This window comes from Mesorhizobium sp. LSJC269B00, assembly GCF_000502815.1.
Taxonomy (GTDB): domain Bacteria; phylum Pseudomonadota; class Alphaproteobacteria; order Rhizobiales; family Rhizobiaceae; genus Mesorhizobium.
The window spans coordinates 489,925-510,735 of the sequence record NZ_AYVN01000005.1 but is presented as its reverse complement, the minus strand read 5'-3'; the positions used below and the strand labels follow the sequence as shown (position 1 = coordinate 510,735).

Below are 20,811 nucleotides of genomic sequence, written 5' to 3'. Positions count from 1 at the left end.
GTTACGGACAGGTGCATTAGCCAGCGCCCGCAACGAAAAAGGGCGGGAAATCCCGCCCTTCGTCGTTTTCGCCAGTTCGGCAGAATTTAAGCTTTGATTACCGACTTGCCGGCGTAGCGCGCCTGCTTGCCGAGCTCTTCCTCGATGCGGATCAGCTGGTTGTACTTGGCCATGCGATCCGAGCGCGACAGCGAACCGGTCTTGATCTGCCCGCAATTGGTGGCGACGGCGAGGTCGGCGATGGTCGAATCCTCGGTTTCGCCCGAACGGTGCGACATGACGGCTGTGTAGCCTGCCTTGTGCGCGGTCTCGACAGCGTCGAGCGTTTCGGTGAGCGAGCCGATCTGGTTGACCTTGACCAGGATCGAATTGGCGACACCCATGCGGATGCCGTCGCGCAGCCGCGCCGTGTTGGTGACGAAGAGGTCGTCGCCAACCAGCTGCGTCTTGTTGCCGATCAAATCGGTCAGGTACTTCCAACCCTCCCAGTCGTCCTCGGCCAGGCCGTCCTCGATCGAGATGATCGGATAGTCGGCGGCGAGCTTGGCCAGGTACTTGGCCTGCGCCTTGGGATCGCGGGTCTTCTTCTCGCCCTCATAGACGTAATTGCCGTCCTTGAAGAATTCGGTCGCCGCACAGTCGAGACCGAGCGCGATCTCCTCGCCCGGCTTGAAGCCGGCCTTCTCGATCGATTCCATGATGAAATCGAGCGCCACCGGCGCACTCTTCAGATTGGGCGCGAAGCCGCCTTCGTCGCCGACATTGGTGTTGTGGCCGGCATCCTTGAGCTTCTTGCGCAGCGTGTGGAAGATTTCCGAGCCCCAGCGCACGCCTTCGCGCAGCGTCGGCGCGCCGACCGGCAGGATCATGAATTCCTGGAAATCGATCGGATTGTCGGCATGCGCGCCGCCATTGATGATGTTCATCATGGGCACCGGCAGCAAATGCGCCTTGGTGCCGCCGACATAGCGGTAAAGCGGCAGTCCGGCGGCTTCCGCCGCGGCCTTGGCGACCGCCAGCGAGACGCCGAGGATGGCGTTGGCGCCGAGCCGGCTCTTGTTGGGCGTGCCGTCGAGCTCGATCATGGTCTGATCGATGTGGATCTGGTTTTCGGCTTCCATGCCGCCGATCGCCTCGAACAGCTCGCCATTGACGGCCTCGACCGCCTTGAGCACGCCCTTGCCGAGATAGCGGGCGCCACCGTCGCGCAGTTCGACGGCCTCATGCGCGCCGGTCGACGCGCCCGACGGCACCGCGGCGCGGCCCATTGAGCCGTCTTCGAGAACGACGTCGACCTCGACGGTCGGATTTCCACGGCTGTCCAGGATTTCACGCCCGACAATGTCGATGATGGCGGTCATTGCGATGTCCCCGATTGATCGATTGAAAGCGTCGCGCCCCTCTTAGCCAAAGTGCCGCAAAAGGCAATCAGGAATGGCATGAAATAATAGTGACGATCGCCCCATGCGCTCAGGCCGTGGGGCATGGGCGACGCCATCTGAACGCAAACAGCCCGCCCTGACGTCATATGTCTGGCGCGGCATGGGGTGGGTGCCCCGCCCCTGCGGCAATGCCTTTGTCACGAAACCAGGCGGCACACAAACTCCACCCGATGCTTCAAAAGAGGCTACCGCCAACGTGACAAACTTCACAATGCAGAGAATTCGAAGATGTTAGGCTCACATCTACAACGCGAACTATTTGGCGACCACAGTGAAATCAACAAACTTGAACTCTTTGGGGAGGCGGCAATGGCAGCGATTTCAGGTACTGGCTGGGAACTTCTTATTAGTCGCCAAGTCGAGCATATGAGGGGCACCAGACGCAGGACAGTTGGTACCTATAAAGTCTTTCACAACGGCACGGCAGTAACGGGTCTATCGGGGTTCGTGTGTGAATCTCGCGGCCCAGGCGACAATTCCAAAGAAGACAATGGCAGGCGCATCGAGCCCGGCACCTATCCACTGGCGACGCAGGCCGGAGGCAAATATGTGACGATCGGCTACACTGGCGCCAAGACGCCACCCAAACCTGGACTCGAACTGCTGAAGACCAACAAGCGCACCGAAATCCTGATCCATCCGGGCGTCAATTTCCTGTCCAGCGTCGGGTGCATCAATCCGACGAAGAAGGTGAGCGGTCCGCTTTCCGACATGGATTTCACGGAGAGCCGGACACGCGTAATCGCCCTCATCGACGATCTGAAAACCTTTGCCGGCGGTGGCTTCCCGAAAAGCAACGGCAAGCGAATTCCCAATGCTTCGGTGGTCGTCGAAGGCGAACCGGTGCTGTCGACCGAGAGTGTCGAGAGCGTGCTCGAAGCCGTTGCGGGCGATCCGAACAAGGGTTTGCCAGCAGCGGTCTTCCAGAAATTCGCGCCGAGACCGGCAAGCGGTTCCAAGCGAACAATCTATGACGGTTACATCGGCGCCTTTACCTCCGACAAAGGCCTCAAGACAATTGGCGATCATGGCGTGTGCAACAACTATGATCGGCTGATGCATTTCTTCGCTCAAGCGGCGATGGAAACCGGTGGCTTCACCCTCGTTCGCGAATCCCTGACCTACACGACCGTGGCGGCAATCCGGAACGCATGGAGGTCGCGAGCCGCGGGCAAGACCGATCAGTGGATCGAGGACAACCTGCTGCGCAAGCCACAAGCCCTGGGCGACTGGGCCTATGGCGGCCGCATGGGCAATGTGAAAGGAACGTTGGACGGCTTCAATTTCCGCGGCGGCGGCACGTTCCAGACCACCGGGCGCGACGCGTACACGGCCAAGGGCAAGCTCGCCAAGGTCGACCTCGCCAATCATCCTGAACTGATCGAGGATCCGCAGATTTCGCTGCTCGCAGCTTGCGCCGAATGGAAAGGGTCAGGCTGCAATGCCTTTGCCGATGCCGGCCTGATTAAAAAGATCTCGCGCGCGATCAACGTCGGCAACGCCAATTCCACCACGCCGGCCAATGGCGAAGCGGATCGGATCGCCTGGCATGAAAAGGTTTTCAAGGCGGTGAAGAATGCCGGACTCCTCGGCTGAGCATGCCTCGGATCACGTTCGACAACACCACGTCATCATAATTCAGAGATAACAATCTATGTGTCGATTAGGATGGTGATGCGCGGGGCGAAACAGGAGGAGTTTCGCCATGTCCGAGTTGAGCGGTATCGTGAGTTTGTTCCTGATCGCGGCGGCGTTCCTGACGTCGTGCGATACGCAGCAGCCGCCAAAGGCGGCGACGCAGCTGTCCACGCTTTACGCAGCAGAATAGAAACTGTCGGGTTACACTGAAAAGGCCCCCGTTTCGGAATTCGGGGGCCTTTTCACGTCAGGCGTCAGCGCAGCTGATCAATGCCAATACGGCGTGACCTTGTAGTAATCATAGGAAGCATCACGTGCGGCCTCGCCATCGGCGCCGGCCAGTTCATTGATCGAATAGGCGGGTGCTGCCTTCAGCTGCTCCTTCGAGAACGGCACGACATAGCCGCCCTTGTCCTCGTCATAGTCGAGGCTCGCCCACGGAATGGCGTGATACATCTCGCCAATGCCGAGAAATCCACCGAACCCGATCACCGCGAACATGATGCCGTTCGACGTCTTGTCGAGCATGATGTCCTCGATGCTGCCGATGCTCGTGCCCTCGGTGTTGTAGACCGACGTGCCGATGACGCGCGAAGCGGCGATTGCTTCGGTGTGGCCTGTTTGGGTGGTCATGGCTGATGCTCCTCATGTCATTGATCTATACTTTGACAATGAGGTGCGCGGGCGAAAGTTCCCGTTTTTTCGAGCGGGCGGTTACTCCGCGAGGATGAACGTCACCTTCATGTTGACGCGATACGCCGCGATCCTGCCGTCCTCGACGACGATCTTCTGGTCCTGGATCCAAGCGCCTTCGACGTTCTTCAGGGTTTTGGATGCGCGCTCAATCCCCTTCTCGATGGCGTCCTGAAAGCTCTTTTTCGACGACGACGTGATTTCGGTGACGCGGGCGACGGACATGGCTTCCTCCTGCCAAGACGCTCATTTGCAGGAGCGAGCCTACAGCCGGCTTATGCCTTCCACAAGCAGGGCAGCGCGCGCGCCATAGCCGAAACCATCAGCCTCGGTTCAGGTCAGCAGCATTCTTGGCGATGCGGTCGAATGCCATCAGTCTTTCGAGCAGCGCCGGCATGTCCTTCAGCGGCAGCATGTTGGGCCCGTCGGAGGAGGTCGAATTGTCGGGATCCTGGTGGGTCTCTATGAACACGCCGGCGACGCCGACGGCAACGGCAGCCCGCGCCAGCGTCTCGACAAAGCGGCGCTCACCACCGGAGGAACCGCCCTGCCCGCCCGGCTGCTGCACCGAATGGGTGGCGTCGAAAATCACCGGCGCGCCGATCTCGGCCATCACAGGCAAAGCCCGCATGTCCGACACCAGCGTGTTGTAGCCGAAAGACGCGCCGCGCTCGGTGGTCAGCACATTGAGGTTGCCCGAACCGGTGATCTTGGCCACCACGTTCTTCATATCCCAAGGCGCCAGGAATTGCCCCTTCTTGACGTTGATCACCTTGCCGGTCTTGGCGGCGGCGACCAGCATGTCGGTCTGGCGCGACAGGAAGGCCGGAATCTGCAGCACATCGACATGGTGTGCGACGATCGCGCACTGCTCCTCGGTGTGGACATCGGTCAGAATGGGAAGCGAAAACGCCTTGCGCAACTCGTCGAACACCGGAAGCGCCGCGTCCATGCCGGCGCCGCGCGTTGCCGACAGCGAGGTGCGGTTGGCCTTGTCGTAGCTGGTCTTGTAGACGAGGCCGATGCCGAGCTTGCCGGTCAGTTCCTTCAGCGCGCCGGCCATGTCGAAAGCGTGCTGGCGCGATTCGAACTGGCACGGGCCGGCGATCAACGCCAAGGGCCCGCTGTTGTCGAAGACGACGTTGCCGACGGTTACCGACGAATTCGGCGCCAGCGAATTGGGCCCTTGCGGCTTGCTCATGGGGTCTCCCGGAAGATGAAAGCCGCGCCCTGTCCGGATGCCGGCTGCACGACGATTTCGTTGCCCGCTATATCGTGCCCGACGGCGTTGTCTGCAAGCAGCCTCGCGACAGCGCCGACACTGCGGGCCGAAAAGACGATCGCGGCGAAGCGAAGGTCCGTCGGCGCGCCAGCCGACATGCCGAAGCGCTCAGCGAAAGCCGCGGGCTTGAGAACGCTCAAACGCGCGTTCGCCAGGTCGAACGCCGTGCTGCTCCTCTGCCTCGAACCCGTCGCTGTCTCGATCAGGTGGCGCTTTTCGGATGGCACGCCGCTGACCGCGACGATTTCAGCAATGCCGGTCACGCCGTTGGCATGGGCCTGCAGTGCCGTACGGTCGATTTGAGGGGCGTTGATCCGCTCGCAAGCGAACAGAAAGGCGTCCATCGTCTCGGCGCCGGCGGCGAAAGCCAGTTTGAACGAGGCCATGTCGCTCTTTCCGGCCGTGTCGGTGAAGGCGCGGGAAAAGCTCAGCACGTCCCCCGCCGACAGACCGGCCGAGACATAGCGCGCATGATCCGCATCGGCATCATCGGTGGCCAGCACCACGGCGGAAAAGCCCTCATCGCCCAGGCTGGCGCGATAGAGCCGGTCGCGGGCGACAAAGACATTGCCGCCGGCGATCGCACTCGCTGCCACCTGTTCATTCCCAACCGCCAGCGGTTCGAGATAGGTGCCGTCGGCAAGGAAGACGCAGCAATTTTCGGTGCCGAAGGGATGAACGCCGGTTGGCGCGACGATGAAGCCAAGCGATGTCAGCCGCGCCCGCGCCACGGCGAGGCTCGCCGTCGGCAGCACCAGATGGTCAAGCGGATGGGTCGTGCTGGTCATGCCGGCGCGGTGTGCATCATTCCCGAAATTGGTTCAAGGCCTCTTGCCGGCCCGATCAGGCCGTCGCCACGATATCGGCCGAATAGCGCAATTCGCGCAAGGGTTTGACCCGGCTGGTCGTCTCGGCATAGAGCGGGTGCGCCTTGTATGCGGCAAGCGCGGCATCGTCCTCGAACTCGGCATAGACGACCACGTCGATCGCATCCGACAGCGGATCGACCTTGGTGTTGAGCGTCACCTCGAAGAGGCTTGAATGCGGGATCTTGCCCAGTGTGAGCAAGCCCGTGCGCACGGCCTGGACATCGTCCTTGCGCCGCGCGCTGAAGAAAACGATATGCCGGATCACGCCTGCCTCCACGTTCGATTTGCGGCATGTTTTGTGTGAGCGGGACCGTCGCGTCAACCGCCACGATGTCGCGCCCGGCAATGCCGGCAGGCGACTTTGCAGAGGCGCAAAAAGCTAGGCTTTGCCGGTGACGTAGCGCACGACGCGCGACATCTCCCTGACCGTCGTGTCGAGATAGCGGCCCTGATTGTAGAGGCCGTCCCAGATCAGGAAAAAGGCGATGGCGACGATGACGATGACATAACGCATGGCTGAAACTAACGTATGTGGCTGTTCGTAACCATAGCGATTTCGCCGAGGGCCGCGCTCTCCCGCGGATTCTGGCCTCAGGCCGGCAAGCTGGGCCAGCGCCGCACGAAGCTTGCCTCTTGAAGTTTCGGCCAATGCCATGGAAGATTGTGGGGAAAATTCACGCAGGCTACGGCGTTCGCGCATGGCGAATGAAAGTGGAGGATGTGGAGGCCGGCAGATCTTGCGCCGCCCCCGCGGAAGTCCAGGGGGGTGTGAGATGGCTGTCAGGGAATACAAAGGCTTCGGCGACGCCATCAGGCTGGACGAACTCAATTTCGCCGAGATGGTCAAGGGCCTGCCGGCCAAGGCGCGCATGGTGCTGTCGGCGGCGATGAAATTGCCGCGCGGTTCGCTGAAGGTGAGGATGCCGGATGGCCGGGCGGTGCTTGTCGGCGGCAACGGACCCGGGCCGGATGCCGAGCTGGTGTTGAAGAACTGGCGCCTGCCCGGCCGTGCCTTTTCCGGCGGCACCATCGGCGTTGCCGAATCCTACATGGACGGCGACTGGGAAAGCCCTGATGTAACCAGCTTCCTCGAACTGTTCGTCGTCAACTCGGCCGTTGGGGAACGCATTGCCGGCGGCGCCAACTGGCTCATCAACACGGTCCAGCGCATCCGCCACTGGTTCAACGAAAACACCCGCACCGGCTCGAAGCGCAACATCTCGGCGCATTACGATCTCGGCAACGCCTTCTACAAGCAATGGCTCGATCCCAGCATGACCTATTCGTCGGCGCTCTATGCGACCGGCGCCAACGACCTGGAAAGCGCTCAGGCCGCCAAATACCGCGCGCTGGCCAAGGATACCGGCATCGGCAAGAAGGACCATGTGCTCGAGATCGGCTGCGGCTGGGGCGGTTTTGCCGAATTTGCCGCGCGCGAGATCGGCTGCCGCGTCACCGGCCTGACCATCAGCCGCGAACAGCACGATTTCGCCAAGGCGCGCATCCAGAAGGCGGGACTGTCTGACAAGGTCGACATCAAGCTGCAGGATTACCGAGACGAAACGGGCACTTACGACCGCATCGCCTCGATCGAGATGTTCGAGGCGGTCGGCGAAAAATATTGGCCGGTATTTTTCGGCAAGATGAAGGCGTGCTTGAGGCCCGGCGGCACCGCCGGCCTGCAGATCATCACCATCAACGAGGCCGCCTACGACACCTATCGGGCGAGGCCGGATTTCATCCAGCGCTATGTCTTCCCAGGCGGCATGCTGCCGACGCCGTCGATCCTGAAGACGCTGGGCAGCGACCATGGCCTTGCCCATCTGCGCGAGCGCGTCTTTCCGGACGACTATGCCCGCACGCTTGCCGAATGGCGCAACCGCTTCTGGGCGTCGTGGGAAAAGATCGTCCCGCTCGGCTTCGACGACCGCTTCAAGAAGCTTTGGGAATTTTATCTCCACTATTGCGAAGCCGGCTTTAGAGCCAGCTACATCGACGTGCGCCAAGTGGTCTACAAAGCCTGATCCGAAGCGTGATTGAGCGGGCGTATGCCCGCTCGTTTTCCCTGTTAGCTGCACGTTGCCTCAAAGCAGGATGCGATACTTCGCAAACCCGGATTCGCCCTCGCCGGCCGGCTCGATCTTGAGCGATTTCACTCCCGATATAAAATCCTTCGCTTTGGGGCCGGTCTCGAACACGACGCTGGTGCCGGGCAGCGGCGTGAACGACCAATTGTCGTCGGCCGAGGGATTGATCGTGCCTTCGCTGACGACGTAGCGCACGATCACGTCGCGGTTGGTGTCCGGCGCCTCGTAGATGATCTTCGAGGCATTGATGTCGGGGAAATTGCCGCCACCGCCGGCGCGGTAATTGTTGGTGGCGACGACGAATTTCGCTGCCGGATCAATAGGCTTGCCGTCGAAGCTGAGGCCGACGATGCGGTTCGAGCCGGCATTGGCGACGCCACCCTTGGCATCGTATTTCGGCAGCTGCGACAGGTCTATTCCGTAGCTGACGCCATCGATCACATCGAAATTGTAGGACGGGAATTCGGTGTCGATGAGCGCCTGGTCGGCCTTGCCCGGCTCGATCTTCCTGAAAATGCCGGCCGACATTTCCAGCCATTCCTTCACTTGCGCGCCGGTGATTTCGACGGCGCGCACCGTGTTCGGATAGAGATAGAGGTCGGCGACGTTCTTGATGGCGATGTCGCCCACCGGCACGTCGGTATAGTAGTCGGCGCCGTTGCGCCCGCCGGCCTTGAAGGGTGCTGCCGCCGACAGCAGCGGCACATCCTTCCACTGCGTGCTCTTCAATATGTCCTTGAGGTACCAGCTCTGCGCCTGGTTGACGATCTGCACCGACGGATCGTCGGCGACCAGCGCGAAATAGGAATAGAGCGGCGCCGAGGTCTTGCCGACCGGTCGGCGGACATAGGCAAGTGTCGCCTCATGGTCCGCCTTCAGCGCATCGACGACGCGCTGGTCGTCCGCCACCGTCGGCTTGTTTGCCTTGTCGACGCGCTGGTAGATCGGCCTTGCCTCCGATGTGGCCGAGGCTACGCGCCATTTCGATCCGTCCCGTTCCAGAAGCAGATCGATCAGTCCCATATGCGAGCCCCAGAAACCGCCCATCACGGCGGGCTTGCCCTGCAGCGTGCCTTTCTCGGTGTCGACGCCTTCGAGCGCCTGAAAATCCTTCTTGCCGGGGAAGACGAGATGCTGATGGCCGGTGAACACCGCATCGATGCCTTCGACGCCGGCGACGAAGAAGGAGGCGTTCTCCATGCCGTCGCCCTGCTTGATATCGATGCCGGAATGCGAGAGCGCGATGACGATGTCGGCGCCCTCCTCCTTGATCTGCGGCACCCATGCCCTGGCCGCCTCGACGATGTCGCGCGTCCTGACATTGCCTTCCAGGTTCTTCAGGTCCCAGACCATGATCTGCGGCGGCACAAAGCCGATGATGCCGATCTTGATCGGCTGCTCGGCGCCCGACCCGTCCTTGATCTTCTTGTCGAGGATGACATAGGGCTTGAGGTAGAGCTTGTCGTCGCGCGGTTTGGCGGCAAGCTCGGTGCCGCGGATCAGATTGGCGCAGACGAAGGGGAAATTGGCTCCGGCCAGCACCTTGTCGAGGAACGACAGGCCGTAATTGAACTCGTGATTGCCGAGCGTCGAGCATTCATAGCCCAGCAGGTTCATGCCCTTCATGATCGGATGCAGATCGCCTTCCTTGAGGCCCTTCTCATAGGCGATGTAATCGCCCATCGGATTGCCCTGCAAAAGATCGCCATTGTCGATCAGCATCGCATTGGTGGCTTCCTTGCGCACCGCCGCGATCAGTGAGGCCGTCCGTGACAGGCCCATCGTGTCGTTGGCTTTGTCGGCGTAGTAGTCGTAAGGCAGCACATTCACATGGATGTCGGTGGTCTCCATGATCCTCAGATGCGCCTGATTGGCCTGCGCGCGGGCGGAAAACGGATGGAGCATGATCAGCGCCCCGCTGGCGGCCGTACCGGCAAGAAAACTACGGCGGGAGACGGGGTAATTGAGATGCGGCATTGGTTTTCCTTCCCAGCGACGTGACAAGATCCCAGCCCCGGGCGGAAGCTTCGCGCCGAAAACCGGCCATGTCCATCGGGAAGTCAGTCGATCAGCAAAAGGTGACGGCTGGATGAATATCCTTGGCCGCGGTTGAGAACCTCAGCCCTTGTCATCGTCGCCCTGGGTGATCAGCCGCGCGCTGCGCTGGCCGGTGAAATAGATCCATAGCCAGCTAAGCGACACCGAGAGCCGGTTGCGGAAACCGATCAGGAAGTAGATATGCGCCACGCCCCACAGCCACCAGGCAAGCCATCCCGTGAGCTTGATCGAGCCGAAATCGATCGCGGCTGCCCACTTGCCGATCGTCGCCAGGTCGCCGGCATGTTTGTAGCGGAAAGGCCGCGGCGCGCCATCGCCGGCCAGCCGCGCCCTGATCGTCGCGGCGACATGCTTGCCCTCCTGCTTGGCCGAGGGCGCCACGCCGGGCACCGGTTTGCCGTCCGGCCGCAAGACATGCGCGGTGTCGCCGATGACGAAGATTTCAGGACTGTTCGGCACGGTCAGATCGGGCTCGACCATTACCCTGCCCGCCCGGTCCACCGGCGCGCCCAGCCACTCTCCCGCGGGTGAAGCCGCCACGCCGGCGGCCCACAGGATGGTTCGCGCCTGCAGATGCGTATCGCCAAAGACGACGCCTTCGGCATCGAGGCGCGTGACGGCGCGGCCAAGCTCGACCGTGACGCCCCGCCGCTCCAGCGCCTTGCGCGCATAGTCGGACAGCTTTGGCGCGAAATTGGCTAGGATCCTGTCTCCGGCCTCGACCAGCACCACACGCGCCTCACGCGTGTCGATGTTGCGGAATTCGCCGCGCAGCGTTTCATGCGCGAGTTCGACAATGGTGCCGGCAAGCTCCACGCCGGTCGGGCCGCCGCCGACGATGACCAGTGTCAGCAGTGCCTGGCGCTTGGCCGGATCGGTCTCGCGCTCGGCCTGCTCGAAGGCGAGCAGGATGCGCCGCCGAATGGTGGTTGCGTCTTCAAGCGTCTTCAGCCCGGGCGCGAAAGGCTCCCATTCGTCGTGGCCGAAATAAGCATGACGCGCGCCGGTGGCGAGCACCAGCGTGTCGTAGGGAACAGAACTGCCGTCCTCAAGCAGCACGCGTTTGCCTGGACGGTCGACGCCGGTGACGTTGCCGAGCAGGGTCGTCACGTCCTCGCGCTTGCGCAGCAGATGACGGATCGGCCAGGCAACTTCCGAGGTCGCCAGCGAGGTGGTCGCCACCTGGTAAAGCAGCGGCTGGAAAAGGTGATGGTTGCGCTTGTCGATCATGGTGATGCGCACGGGTGCGCCGGCCAGCGCCCGGGTGAGTTCGAGACCGCCGAACCCTGCGCCGACGACAACGACATGATGGCTGGTTTCACTCATCGCATTCACCCCTGTTTGTCTCTCTTTATCTAGTGATTTTTGTGCACCGCAACAATGTCGCGGCGCGCTAGACTGCCGCGCGTAAGGCTGCCCAGGACTCGTCGCCGGATGTCGCGAATGCCTATGTCGGCAAGCCTGGACGGGTATAGCCTTGCAGGGGCTGGAACCACGGGAGTGAAGCATGGCCAACGACGATGACAAAGATCGCAAAGGGCGGGCGCAATATTCTTCGCCGCCTTGCTTCATGCACGAACTCGATCCGGAATTTCGCGCGCCATTGACCGACTGGACCGATGTGCGCCGTTGGCGCAAGGCCGAGCGCGAGCGTCTGATCGCGGCACGGTTGGCGGTTTCCGCCGATGCGCGGGTGGCGATGTCGCGGGCTATCGCCGAAGGGCTCGACGCGACCATCGGCGACATTGCCGGCCGCATGGTCAGCCTCTATTGGCCGTTTCGCGGCGAGCCGGACCTGCGGCCGTGGATGGCGTCGATCAACGAACGCGGCGGCCGCACGGCGCTGCCCATCGTGATCGAGAAGGGCCAGCCGCTGATCTTCCGCGCTTATGTGCCTGGCGACCGGCTGGAAAAAGGCGTCTGGAACATCCCTATCCCCGCCGAAGGCGACCCGGTGCTGCCCGACATCGTCATCTCGCCGATCGTCGGCATCGACCCGCGAAACTACCGCCTGGGCTATGGCGGCGGCTTCTTCGACCGCACGCTGGCTGCCATGCCGTTCAAGCCATTGGTCATCGGCGTCGGCTACGAACTGCAGCGCATCCCCACCATTTACCCGCAGCCGCACGACATCCCAATGGATAGGCTGGTGACCGAGACTGCTCAGGGCTAGGCCAGTTCCGGCTTCATGCCCATCGCCGTGCGATCGACGATCTCGCGCAGGGCAAAGGATGAGTTGATCTTGGTCACATGCGGCATCGCCGACAGCCACTCCTTGTGGATGCGCTCATAGTCGACCAGATCCTTGGCGGCGATGCGCAGGATATAGTCGTATTCGCCCGACATCAGGTGGCACGACAGCACATTCGGGCAGCGCTTGATCGCCGCCTCGAAATCCGACAGCGTCTTTTCGAACTGTCCCGACAGCGATATGTGCACGATCGCCGTCATCTGGTGACCGAGCGCTGCATTCGAAAGCCGGGCGTGATAGCCGCGGATGGTGCCGGATTTCTCCAGATTGTCGAGCCGGCGCGAACAGGCCGACTGCGACAGGCCGACCCTTTCGGCGAGCGCCGCATTGGGTATGCGGCCATCCTTCTGCAGTGCCTCGAGAATGGCGATATCGATCCTGTCGAGCGGCATTTCTCGTGATTCCTGCGAAATTTCCTTGATTTCGCGCAACGATTATCGAAACGCGTGACCCCGCGCAAGCGCATTCGCAAACACCTGCGCAACGATTTGTGGTTCACTCGGTTGATACAGGGAACGAGCCCGAAGGGCCGGATCAGGAGAAGACTATGCGCGTCGGTTGCCCCAAGGAAATCAAGAACCACGAATACCGCGTCGGCCTGACGCCGGGCTCCGTCCGCGAATATGTCGCGCATGGTCATGAAGTGCTGGTCGAAAGCGGCGCCGGCGCCGGCATCGGCGCCGATGACAATGCCTACCGCGCCGCCGGCGCCACCATCGCCAGGACCGCCGCCGACGTGTTCGCCAAGTCCGACATGATCGTCAAGGTCAAGGAGCCGCAGCCCAACGAATGGGCGCAGCTGCGCGACGGCCAGATCCTCTACACCTATCTGCACCTGGCCCCGGATCCGGAGCAGACCAAGGGCCTGCTCGCGTCCGGCGTCACCGCAATCGCCTATGAGACCGTAACCGACGACCGCGGCGGCCTGCCGCTCTTGGCGCCGATGTCGGAAGTTGCCGGCCGCCTGTCGATCCAGGCCGGCGCGACCGCGCTGCAGAAGGCCAATGGTGGCCGCGGCGTGCTGCTCGGCGGCGTGCCCGGCGTGCTGCCCGGCAAGGTCACCGTGCTCGGCGGCGGCGTCGTCGGCCTGCATGCCGCCCGCATGGCGGTCGGCCTCGGCGCCGACGTCACCATCATCGACCGCTCGATCCCGCGCCTGCGCCAGCTGGACGACCTCTTTACCGGCCGCGTCCACACCCGCTACTCCACAGTCGAGGCGCTTGAGGAAGAATGCTTCTCGGCCGACATCGTCGTCGGCGCCGTGCTCATCCCGGGTGCTGCTGCACCCAAGCTGGTGACCCGCGAAATGCTGTCGGGCATGAAGAAGGGCTCGGTGCTGGTCGACGTCGCTATCGACCAGGGCGGCTGCTTCGAGACTTCGCACGCCACCACCCATGCCGAGCCGACCTATGAGGTCGACGGCGTGATCCATTACTGCGTCGCCAACATGCCGGGCGCCGTGCCGGTGACCTCGGCGCACGCGCTCAACAACGCGACGCTGCATTATGGCCTGCAGCTGGCCGACAAGGGCCTGAAGGCGCTGGTCGACGACCACCATTTGCGCAACGGCCTCAATGTCCACAGGGGCAAGATCACCAATCGCGCCGTGGCCGAAGCACTCGGCTATGAGCTGGTCGAACCGAAAGTGGTTCTGGCTGCCTGACCAGACGCCTTAATCGACTCAAGCAGTTCTGCCTCCCTCACCCGCCGGTTGCGCCGGCGGGTTTTTTATTGGCCGCGTGCTCACAAATTGCGGGCTCTAAGGCAACATCACGGCGAAACGGCCCGGCTTGGCGGTGCTTTTGCCTGCCGATGTGGCATTTTTGTCATTCCAATATTGGCGAGCGTCCTGTTAGAACACGGACGGGTTTGTTCTTATGCTAAGGGGCTAAAATGTTCATCTCTGCTAAATCCGTTCTTCTCGGGGCCGTTTCGGCAATGGCTTTGATATCGGTAGCGCATGCCGCCGATGTTGTGCAGCCGGTGGAAGAACCTGCCGGTTTCAACTGGAGCGGCGCCTATGTCGGCATCGGCGGCGGCTTCGGCGCCAGCGTGCACCGCATCAGCGTCGACCCGGTGATCGACTTCAACGGGATCGGCGGCAACGGCGTGTTTGGCGAAATCACCGCCGGCTACGACTATATGGTCTCCGAGCGCTTCCTGCTTGGCGGCTTTATCGACGCAAACATCGGGAATATCGGTCCGTCGATCAGCCTTCCGGGCGCTGATATCGACCTGACGAACGCTTATGGCTTCGACGTCGGCTTGCGCGCCGGCTATCTCTTGAACCCCGATACGCTCGGCTATGTGCTCGGCGGCTACACCTGGAACCATTTCAAGCTCGAGGGTTCGGGCTTTGCCGACGGTCTTGATTTCACGGAGAACCGTGGCGGCTATGTCGTCGGCGTTGGCATGGAAACCGTGCTGCGCGGCAACTGGACGATCAAGACCGAGTACCGCTACGCCAACTATGGCGACGACTCGGTGGCTGACCTCGGCATTATCGGCGGCCCGGGGACCTCTCTGGATGTCGAGCCATCCAGCCATACCTTCCACATCGCGGCCAACTACCGCTTCGGCGCCCAGAATGGCGGCGGTGCCTCGTTTGCTGCTCCGACCTACAACTGGACCGGCTTCTATGTCGGCGGCGCGCTTGGCGCCGGCACTGTAGTGCATGACCTGACGCTCGCCAGCGCCCTCGAATTGGATGGCATCGGCGGCGAAGGCGTGTTCGGCGAGGCGAGCATCGGTTACGACCATGATTTCGGCGGCTGGGTCGCCGGCGTTCTGGTCGACGCCCGCTATTCCGGCATACGCTCGAAGCTGGACATTCCGGGTGGGTCGATCAAAGGCGATGCCGACTATGGCTTCGATGCCCTGGCCCGCATCGGCGCCAAGGTCAACGAATCGACGCTGGCCTATGTCCTCGGTGGCTACAGCTGGCAGCATTTCGACCTGCATGCTTCGCCTGGCGGCGACATCACGGACTGGGGCTCGAGCGGCTTCTCGGTCGGTGGCGGCCTGGAAACGGCCGTTTCCAGCAACATGACGCTTGGTCTCGAATACCGCTATTCGCAGTATGAGAAAGAGGATTTCGGGTCGGACGGCTTCCTCACCGACGAGCCTTCCTTCCAGACCGTTCGCGTCGGCGCGAAGTATAAATTCAACTAAACGCCGTACACACACACGGCAAAGGCCCGTCGGTCAATTCCGGCGGGCTTTTTCTTTGGGCAAAATTCCTGGCGCCGGAATTGAACAGGCTGGCGGACAACAAAAAAGCGGAGCCAAAGCCCCGCTTCCTCGGTCATCGAGATCCCCGCCGGTTCATCCGCGGTCGGCAATCCATCGACGCTGGTCTTTTAGCGCGAGAATGCGACGGGAGTACGACAAGTCCCAACCGGCATCGGCGTGAGTCGCCATGCCGGCGACGATCGCGGTGCTGTGTGAAGTGCTTCACATCCGCCATTCGAAAAGCATGCGCAGACAGAGCTGCCAACTTGACGGCTCGTGCCGTCACACGGTTGCGGGCATCTTTTTGTCAGAAACGCTCGATGCGGCACTGATAACAATTGTTGCGCGCCGAGCGGACGTGGACATAGGCGATGTCAGCGCGCTCAAACAGCGTCTCTGCCCGCGCCGCAATGCCGCCAGTCGGAATGACGCCGCCGCTGCCATAGACGATGCGGTCATCCGCACCATAGCCGCGCACGATATAGTCGCTGCTGTCAAGCATCTCTGGAAGCGCTTCCGTCTCGGCTGCGCGTTCGCATTCCTGCGCATGCAGGAAGATCGGTCCTGTCTCGGCGTAAGGCTGCAACGCCGGAAACGGCCGATAGGCCATGATCAGATAGCCATCGCCTTCGGCGACGTTTCTCAGGCAATGCCGGCACGGCACCCCGTCGCCATCTGAAACCTTCCGCTCAGGCGTTTGGCCATAGGCGTCCGCCCCGCCGCGCTGCAGCGCTCTCACATCTTCAGTCGGCAAGGCTTTGAAGTGAACGGTCATGGCTGAATCTCCGGTGTCGTTGACCGGAAAATATGCCGCCACATAGCTGCTTCCCACCCGATTCCTGCCAAGGCTGCCGGCCATTTCAAGCCGGACTGCTCAGAACCCTGGCTTGATCAGTGGATGAAATCGTCGAAGCGGCGCAGCGTCACCCGGCGATTGCGCCACTTCTCGTCCTGGGTCCGCACGAGCAGGAATTCCTCGCCATGAACGGTCGGTTCAGCCTTTAGTCGGAAAAAGTTACGGCCGCATGACGCTGGCCGAACGCTCGGCGAACGGCAGCGGATGCACGGTCTCCTTCTTTTGCGCCACCGGTGCAAAACCGAGCTTCTGGTAGAGCGGCAAGGCAGCCGGATGGTCGAGCGTGCAAGTCTGCACCGTTACCCGTTTCGGTCCATACGACCATGCTGCGGCGATCGCCGCACCGAGGAACCAACGGCCGATGCCTTGCCCGGTCGCATGTTCCATCATGCCGAAATAAGCGAGTTCGACTTCCTCTGGCAAATGCGGCTTGAGGTCGAAGAAACCGGCCGGCGCGCCGTCGAGATAAAGCACCCTGATGTCGCGGTCCTCGCGGTGGATCCCGGCGGCAAGCTCGTCATCGTCCAGCCTCAGCACATTGACCCAGTGCCATTTGCGCCCGACCCGATCCATCAGATAGCGGTAGAAATGCAGCGGAATGTCCTTGGTCCTGAGCAGCGCGATCTGCCTGTTGTAAGGCAACGGCGGCGAATAGGCCGGCGGCACATGCATTTCCAGAAACGTGACCGTGACCTCGATGTCGTCCAGCGCGCCGTTTTCCATCGCCATCATTCCTTGCCCGTCACTACAGGCGTGTCTGCCAGCCCGCCCCATTCCGTCCATGAGCCGTCATAGAGCCGGTTGTCGGTGTGGCCGAGCGTCTCCAGCGCCAGAGTGACGACAGCCGCCGTGATGCCGGAACCGCAAGAGGTGACGACCGGTTTCGACAGATCGATACCGGCATCCTCAACGGCCTTGCGCAACTGGTCCTTCGACAACAGCACGCCATCCAGCGACAGCGCCGAATAAGGCAAATTGTGCGCACCAGGCATGTGACCGGAGCGAACGCCGGCGCGAGGCTCAGGCTCGGTGCCGGTGAAACGGCCGGCGCCACGGGCGTCGGCAATCTGGCTCTCGCCAGTCTCGACGATGCGGCGCATGTCGGCAAGGCTGGCGACGCGAGCGGCATCGAAATCGGCATGAAACACATTCGGCGCGATCTTGGTCGGCTCCGCCGTCACCGGCCGGCCCGCCGCCTTCCAGCGGTCGAAGCCGCCGTCGAGCACATAGACCTGGAACACGCCCATGACGCGGAACATCCACCAGGCGCGCGGCGCCGAGAAGAAACCCGGACCGTCATAGACGACAATGGTGTCGTCGGCCGAAATTCCCATGGCGCCTACATATTGCGCGAAATGCTGTGGCGAGGGCAGCGTGTGCGGCAGCTTGGCATCAGGATCGGAGGCCGCATCATGATCGAAGAATCGCGCACCCGGAATATGCGCAGCCTCATACTCGGCGCGCGCATCGCGCTTCTGCGCCGGCAGATACCAGGATGCATCGACGATCGTCAGGCCGGGCTCGCCAAGACGGCTCTGCAACCAGTCCGCATCGACGGTGAAAGGGCTGTCATCGGCCATTGTTCTTCTCCTGCTCCGCCTTGGCGAAGCATTGCTTCCTGTTGACCATGATCTTCCCCGAAAACCGGCTTCCACTTTTCGGGATCATGGTTCGTTCAAGCTACCGGCATTGGTCCGAAGCGAATGCGAAAACGCCGGTTTTCGCGGCCCTTCTTCTCGATCTTGCCGATATGGATTTCACCGACTTCGCCAGTGCTTTCGACATGGGTGCCGCCGCAGGGCTGGCTGTCGATCGAAGCGTTGTCGCCGATGCAGACCAGGCGGATCTTGCCGGTGCCGGCGGGCGGCCGGACATTCTTGGATTTCACCAGGCCAGGATTGGCTGCCAGATCCTCGTCGGTGATCAGCCTGATGAAGATCGGATGATCGGCTCGCACCAGCTCCATCAGCCCGGCGGTGACGTCTTCCCTGGTGAAGCCGGCATCGGGAGCGTCGAAGTCGACGCGGCTGTCATCTTCGGAAACCGCAGCACCGGTAATCGGAAACGGACAGACTACGGTGAGCAAATGGCAAGCTGCGTGCATGCGCATCAGGAGATGCCGCCGCTCCCAGTCGATGGCGAGTTTCACCCGCTCGCCGACCTCGGGTGCCGGCTGCTCCGGCGCCGGTACATGGATGATCTCGTCCTTGGTCTCGCCGGTGATGGTGGCGGCAATGGCGATGCGGNGTTGATGGCGACAACAGTGGCGTCAGCCGCTCTGAGATAGGCGTCGTCGCGAAACAGCGCTTCTGTTCTGTGCGCCATCAGGCGACCTTCTCATACGGCACCGAAATTGCGCTGCGCTCATCCATCCAGCCCGGCACCGGCAGGTTCTTCTCGCGCAGGAATTCCGGGTTGAACAGCTTCGACTGGTAGCGCGTGCCATAGTCGGCAAGGATGGTCACGATGGTGTGGCCGGGGCCAAGCTCGCGCGCCAGCCGTATCGCGCCGGCAATGTTGATGCCGGTCGAACCGCCGACGCACAGGCCTTCTTCCTGGATCAGCTCGAAGACGATCGGCAGCGCTTCCTCGTCCGGCACCTGGAACGAGAAGTCCGGCGTGAACCCATCGAGATTTGCCGTGATGCGCCCCTGCCCTATCCCTTCGGTGATCGAGCTGCCGTCGGACTTCAATTCGCCACTGGTGTAGAAGGAATAGAGCGCCGCACCTAGCGGATCGGCGAGCGCGATCTTGACGTTGCTGCTCCTGGCCTTCAGCCCGAAGGCGACGCCGGCCAGCGTTCCGCCCGAACCCACCGCCGAGACGAAACCGTCGACCTTGCCGCCGGTCTGCGTCCAGATTTCTTCCGCCGTGGTGCGGATATGGCCGTCGCGATTGGCAACGTTGTCGAACTGGTTGGCCCAGATCGCGCCGTTCGGCTCCGACCTCGCCATCTGCTCGGCTAGCCGCCCCGACAGTTTCACGTAGTTGTTGGGGTTCTTGTAAGGCACCGCCGGCACTTCGATCAGCTCGGCGCCAAGCAGCTTGATCGTGTCCTTCTTTTCCTGGCTCTGGGTGTCGGGAATGACGATCACTGTGCGATAGCCCAGCGCTTTGGCAACCAGCGTCAGGCCAATGCCGGTATTGCCTGCCGTGCCTTCGACGATGACCCCGCCCGGCTTCAACAGCCCGCGCTGTTCGGCGTCGCGGATGATGAACAGGCCTGCGCGATCCTTGACCGACTGGCCGGGGTTCATGAACTCGGCCTTGCCCAGGATCTCGCAGCCGGTCTGCTCCGAGGCCTTGTTGAGGCGGATCAGGGGCGTGTTGCCGATCGCTTCGATCACAGAACGGGGCATCCGGGATTCCTTATGTAGCTGCGGCGAGACCCTAGAAACCCGAAGCGTGCGTTTCAAGGCAAGAATTCGCCTGGTCCAGTCGCATTTCGGGCACTGCAATCTCCCGCGGCCGGACAACGCGCGATGACGATCATTTCAACCAGTACGGAAAAGCGCTCTTTTCATTCGATTTTTTCACCGCTAGAGCACTAATGACAGATCGGCAGGGCGCAGAATGACACTTTACCGGGCCAACCCGAAGCACGGCGTCGCCTGGATAACCGGCGGCAGCAGCGGCATCGGCCGTGCGCTGGCAAAGGACCTCGCGGCAAAGGGCTTTGTCGTCGCGGTCACCGCACTCGACGGCGACCCACTCGACGCGCTCATCGTCGAGACTGCGCAGATGCCGGGACGTGTCGTCGCCTACCCTTGCGACGTCACCGATGAGCCGCGCATGGCAAGCACGGTGGCGGCGATCGAAAAGGAGCTCGGCCCGATCGTGCTCGCCGTCTTCAACGCCGGCAACTACATCGCCACGCCCGGCGAAGACCTCAGGGTCCGCGACTTTCGCCAGACCTTCGAGGTCAACTATTTCGGTATCATCAATGGCCTCGTCCCGCTCATGGAGCGCATGCGCATCCGTGCGCGCGGCCATATCGTGCTTGTCGGGTCGGTCACCGCCTATTTCGGCTGGCCGACCACGGCGGCCTATGGCGGCTCGAAGGCGGCGATCAACATCCTGGCCGAGTCGCTGAAATACGATTTCGACAAGATGAATGTCCGCATCCAGGTGATGAATCCGGGCTTCATCGACACGCCGTTGACCGAAAAGAACATGCTGCCGATGCCGGGACTGATGCCGGTCAACCGCGCCTCGCGACGCATGCTGCGCGGCATCGAGCATGGCGGCTTCGAGGTTACCTTCCCTCACCGGCTGAGCTGGGGGCTGAAGCTGCTGGCACTGCTGCCAAGGCCAGTCTGCCGGTGGTTCATCAGCACGGCGACCCGCTGGACAGGGCGGCCGCTGAATTTCGACCGCAAGCCGCCGAACGAATAGCTGTCCACA

General features: G+C 62.1%; 21 protein-coding genes and 2 pseudogenes. 7 read left to right on the top strand and 16 right to left on the bottom strand.

What is annotated here, in order from left to right; all coding sequences use genetic code 11:
- Positions 1–86: 86 nt before the first annotated feature.
- Complete coding sequence (gene eno / locus X771_RS149320; RefSeq protein ID WP_023688446.1) at positions 87–1,361, bottom strand: phosphopyruvate hydratase; 1,275 nt, start codon at positions 1,359–1,361, stop codon at positions 87–89.
- A 186-nt stretch (positions 1,362–1,547) separates the two neighbouring features.
- Here eno and X771_RS1000000168800 point away from each other — a divergent pair, with 186 nt between their 5' ends.
- Both X771_RS1000000168800 and X771_RS1000000169755 read left to right on the top strand, forming a co-directional pair.
- Positions 1,548–3,038: a hypothetical protein gene (locus tag X771_RS1000000168800; RefSeq protein WP_198025835.1), complete on the top strand. Its 1,491-nt coding sequence runs from the start codon at positions 1,548–1,550 to the stop codon at positions 3,036–3,038.
- 109 nt (positions 3,039–3,147) lie between these two features.
- Positions 3,148–3,270: a hypothetical protein gene (locus X771_RS1000000169755; protein ID WP_023688444.1), complete on the top strand. Its 123-nt coding sequence runs from the start codon at positions 3,148–3,150 to the stop codon at positions 3,268–3,270.
- 77 nt (positions 3,271–3,347) lie between these two features.
- Here the strand turns inward: X771_RS1000000169755 and X771_RS149325 are convergent, their stop codons facing one another.
- The 6 genes from X771_RS149325 to X771_RS1000000169750 all read right to left on the bottom strand — a co-directional run bounded on the left by X771_RS149325 (position 3,348) and on the right by X771_RS1000000169750 (position 6,438).
- Positions 3,348–3,713: a PRC-barrel domain-containing protein gene (locus X771_RS149325; RefSeq protein WP_023688443.1), complete on the bottom strand. Its 366-nt coding sequence runs from the start codon at positions 3,711–3,713 to the stop codon at positions 3,348–3,350.
- An 81-nt stretch (positions 3,714–3,794) separates the two neighbouring features.
- Entirely contained in the window at positions 3,795–3,998 is a 204-nt protein-coding gene (locus X771_RS149330; RefSeq protein ID WP_023668908.1) for a dodecin family protein, read from the bottom strand.
- A gap of 97 nt (positions 3,999–4,095) precedes the next feature.
- Positions 4,096–4,974, bottom strand: coding sequence for a 3-deoxy-8-phosphooctulonate synthase (gene kdsA / locus X771_RS149335; protein ID WP_031196594.1), 879 nt, complete (start codon positions 4,972–4,974; stop codon positions 4,096–4,098).
- Positions 4,971–5,843 carry a VOC family protein gene (locus tag X771_RS149340; RefSeq protein ID WP_023688442.1) on the bottom strand — a complete coding sequence of 291 codons (873 nt, stop codon included), beginning with the start codon at positions 5,841–5,843 and terminating at the stop codon, positions 4,971–4,973. Before X771_RS149340 ends, kdsA begins: the two co-directional genes overlap by 4 nt.
- Before the next feature lie 55 nt (positions 5,844–5,898).
- On the bottom strand, positions 5,899–6,189 hold the full coding sequence (locus tag X771_RS149345) for a Dabb family protein (protein ID WP_023688441.1): 291 nt from the start codon (positions 6,187–6,189) through the stop codon (positions 5,899–5,901).
- Between the two features lie 114 nt (positions 6,190–6,303).
- A complete protein-coding gene (locus X771_RS1000000169750) occupies positions 6,304–6,438 on the bottom strand; it encodes a hypothetical protein (RefSeq protein WP_023688440.1) in 135 nt (44 codons plus the stop codon).
- Between the two features lie 259 nt (positions 6,439–6,697).
- On the opposite strand from X771_RS1000000169750, the gene X771_RS149350 reads away from it, so the two are divergent.
- Positions 6,698–7,948 (top strand): cyclopropane-fatty-acyl-phospholipid synthase family protein, encoded by a 1,251-nt coding sequence (locus tag X771_RS149350; protein WP_023688439.1) that lies wholly within the window; start codon positions 6,698–6,700, stop codon positions 7,946–7,948.
- A gap of 60 nt (positions 7,949–8,008) precedes the next feature.
- Here the strand turns inward: X771_RS149350 and X771_RS149355 are convergent, their stop codons facing one another.
- A complete protein-coding gene (locus X771_RS149355) occupies positions 8,009–9,988 on the bottom strand; it encodes a bifunctional 2',3'-cyclic-nucleotide 2'-phosphodiesterase/3'-nucleotidase (RefSeq protein ID WP_023668903.1) in 1,980 nt (659 codons plus the stop codon).
- A 141-nt stretch (positions 9,989–10,129) separates the two neighbouring features.
- Positions 10,130–11,395: an NAD(P)/FAD-dependent oxidoreductase gene (locus X771_RS149360; protein ID WP_023688438.1), complete on the bottom strand. Its 1,266-nt coding sequence runs from the start codon at positions 11,393–11,395 to the stop codon at positions 10,130–10,132.
- 181 nt (positions 11,396–11,576) lie between these two features.
- Between X771_RS149360 and X771_RS149365 the strand changes: the two genes are divergently transcribed.
- A complete protein-coding gene (locus tag X771_RS149365) occupies positions 11,577–12,242 on the top strand; it encodes a 5-formyltetrahydrofolate cyclo-ligase (protein ID WP_023688437.1) in 666 nt (221 codons plus the stop codon).
- On the opposite strand, the gene X771_RS149370 is transcribed toward X771_RS149365, so the two are convergent.
- Positions 12,239–12,712: an Lrp/AsnC family transcriptional regulator gene (locus X771_RS149370; RefSeq protein ID WP_023668897.1), complete on the bottom strand. Its 474-nt coding sequence runs from the start codon at positions 12,710–12,712 to the stop codon at positions 12,239–12,241. The genes X771_RS149365 and X771_RS149370 overlap by 4 nt on opposite strands.
- Before the next feature lie 155 nt (positions 12,713–12,867).
- Between X771_RS149370 and ald the strand changes: the two genes are divergently transcribed.
- Together ald and X771_RS149380 are read left to right on the top strand one after the other, a co-directional pair.
- Positions 12,868–13,983 (top strand): alanine dehydrogenase, encoded by a 1,116-nt coding sequence (ald, locus tag X771_RS149375; protein WP_023688436.1) that lies wholly within the window; start codon positions 12,868–12,870, stop codon positions 13,981–13,983.
- A 275-nt stretch (positions 13,984–14,258) separates the two neighbouring features.
- On the top strand, positions 14,259–15,491 hold the full coding sequence (locus tag X771_RS149380) for an outer membrane beta-barrel protein (protein WP_084566771.1): 1,233 nt from the start codon (positions 14,259–14,261) through the stop codon (positions 15,489–15,491).
- Between the two features lie 367 nt (positions 15,492–15,858).
- On the opposite strand, the gene X771_RS149385 is transcribed toward X771_RS149380, so the two are convergent.
- The 6 genes and pseudogenes from X771_RS149385 to X771_RS149400 all read right to left on the bottom strand — a co-directional run bounded on the left by X771_RS149385 (position 15,859) and on the right by X771_RS149400 (position 19,766).
- Positions 15,859–16,326, bottom strand: coding sequence for a DUF1203 domain-containing protein (locus tag X771_RS149385; protein WP_023688434.1), 468 nt, complete (start codon positions 16,324–16,326; stop codon positions 15,859–15,861).
- A 116-nt stretch (positions 16,327–16,442) separates the two neighbouring features.
- Positions 16,443–16,535 (bottom strand): annotated as a pseudogene (locus tag X771_RS1000000169215) (OmpA family protein); the annotation flags it as partial.
- A gap of 31 nt (positions 16,536–16,566) precedes the next feature.
- Positions 16,567–17,130 (bottom strand): GNAT family N-acetyltransferase, encoded by a 564-nt coding sequence (locus X771_RS149390; protein WP_023688432.1) that lies wholly within the window; start codon positions 17,128–17,130, stop codon positions 16,567–16,569.
- Positions 17,131–17,135: 5 nt separating this feature from the next.
- Positions 17,136–17,987, bottom strand: a complete 852-nt coding sequence (gene sseA / locus X771_RS149395; protein WP_023688431.1) for a 3-mercaptopyruvate sulfurtransferase — start codon at positions 17,985–17,987, stop codon at positions 17,136–17,138.
- Positions 17,988–18,082: 95 nt separating this feature from the next.
- Positions 18,083–18,732: pseudogene (locus tag X771_RS01000000165075) on the bottom strand (alanyl-tRNA editing protein).
- Positions 18,732–19,766 carry a cysteine synthase A gene (locus tag X771_RS149400; protein WP_023688429.1) on the bottom strand — a complete coding sequence of 345 codons (1,035 nt, stop codon included), beginning with the start codon at positions 19,764–19,766 and terminating at the stop codon, positions 18,732–18,734. Before X771_RS149400 ends, X771_RS01000000165075 begins: the two are co-directional and overlap by 1 nt.
- 214 nt (positions 19,767–19,980) lie before the next feature.
- On the opposite strand from X771_RS149400, the gene X771_RS149405 reads away from it, so the two are divergent.
- Positions 19,981–20,802 (top strand): SDR family oxidoreductase, encoded by an 822-nt coding sequence (locus X771_RS149405; RefSeq protein WP_023672784.1) that lies wholly within the window; start codon positions 19,981–19,983, stop codon positions 20,800–20,802.
- The last annotated feature ends 9 nt before the right edge of the window (positions 20,803–20,811 follow it).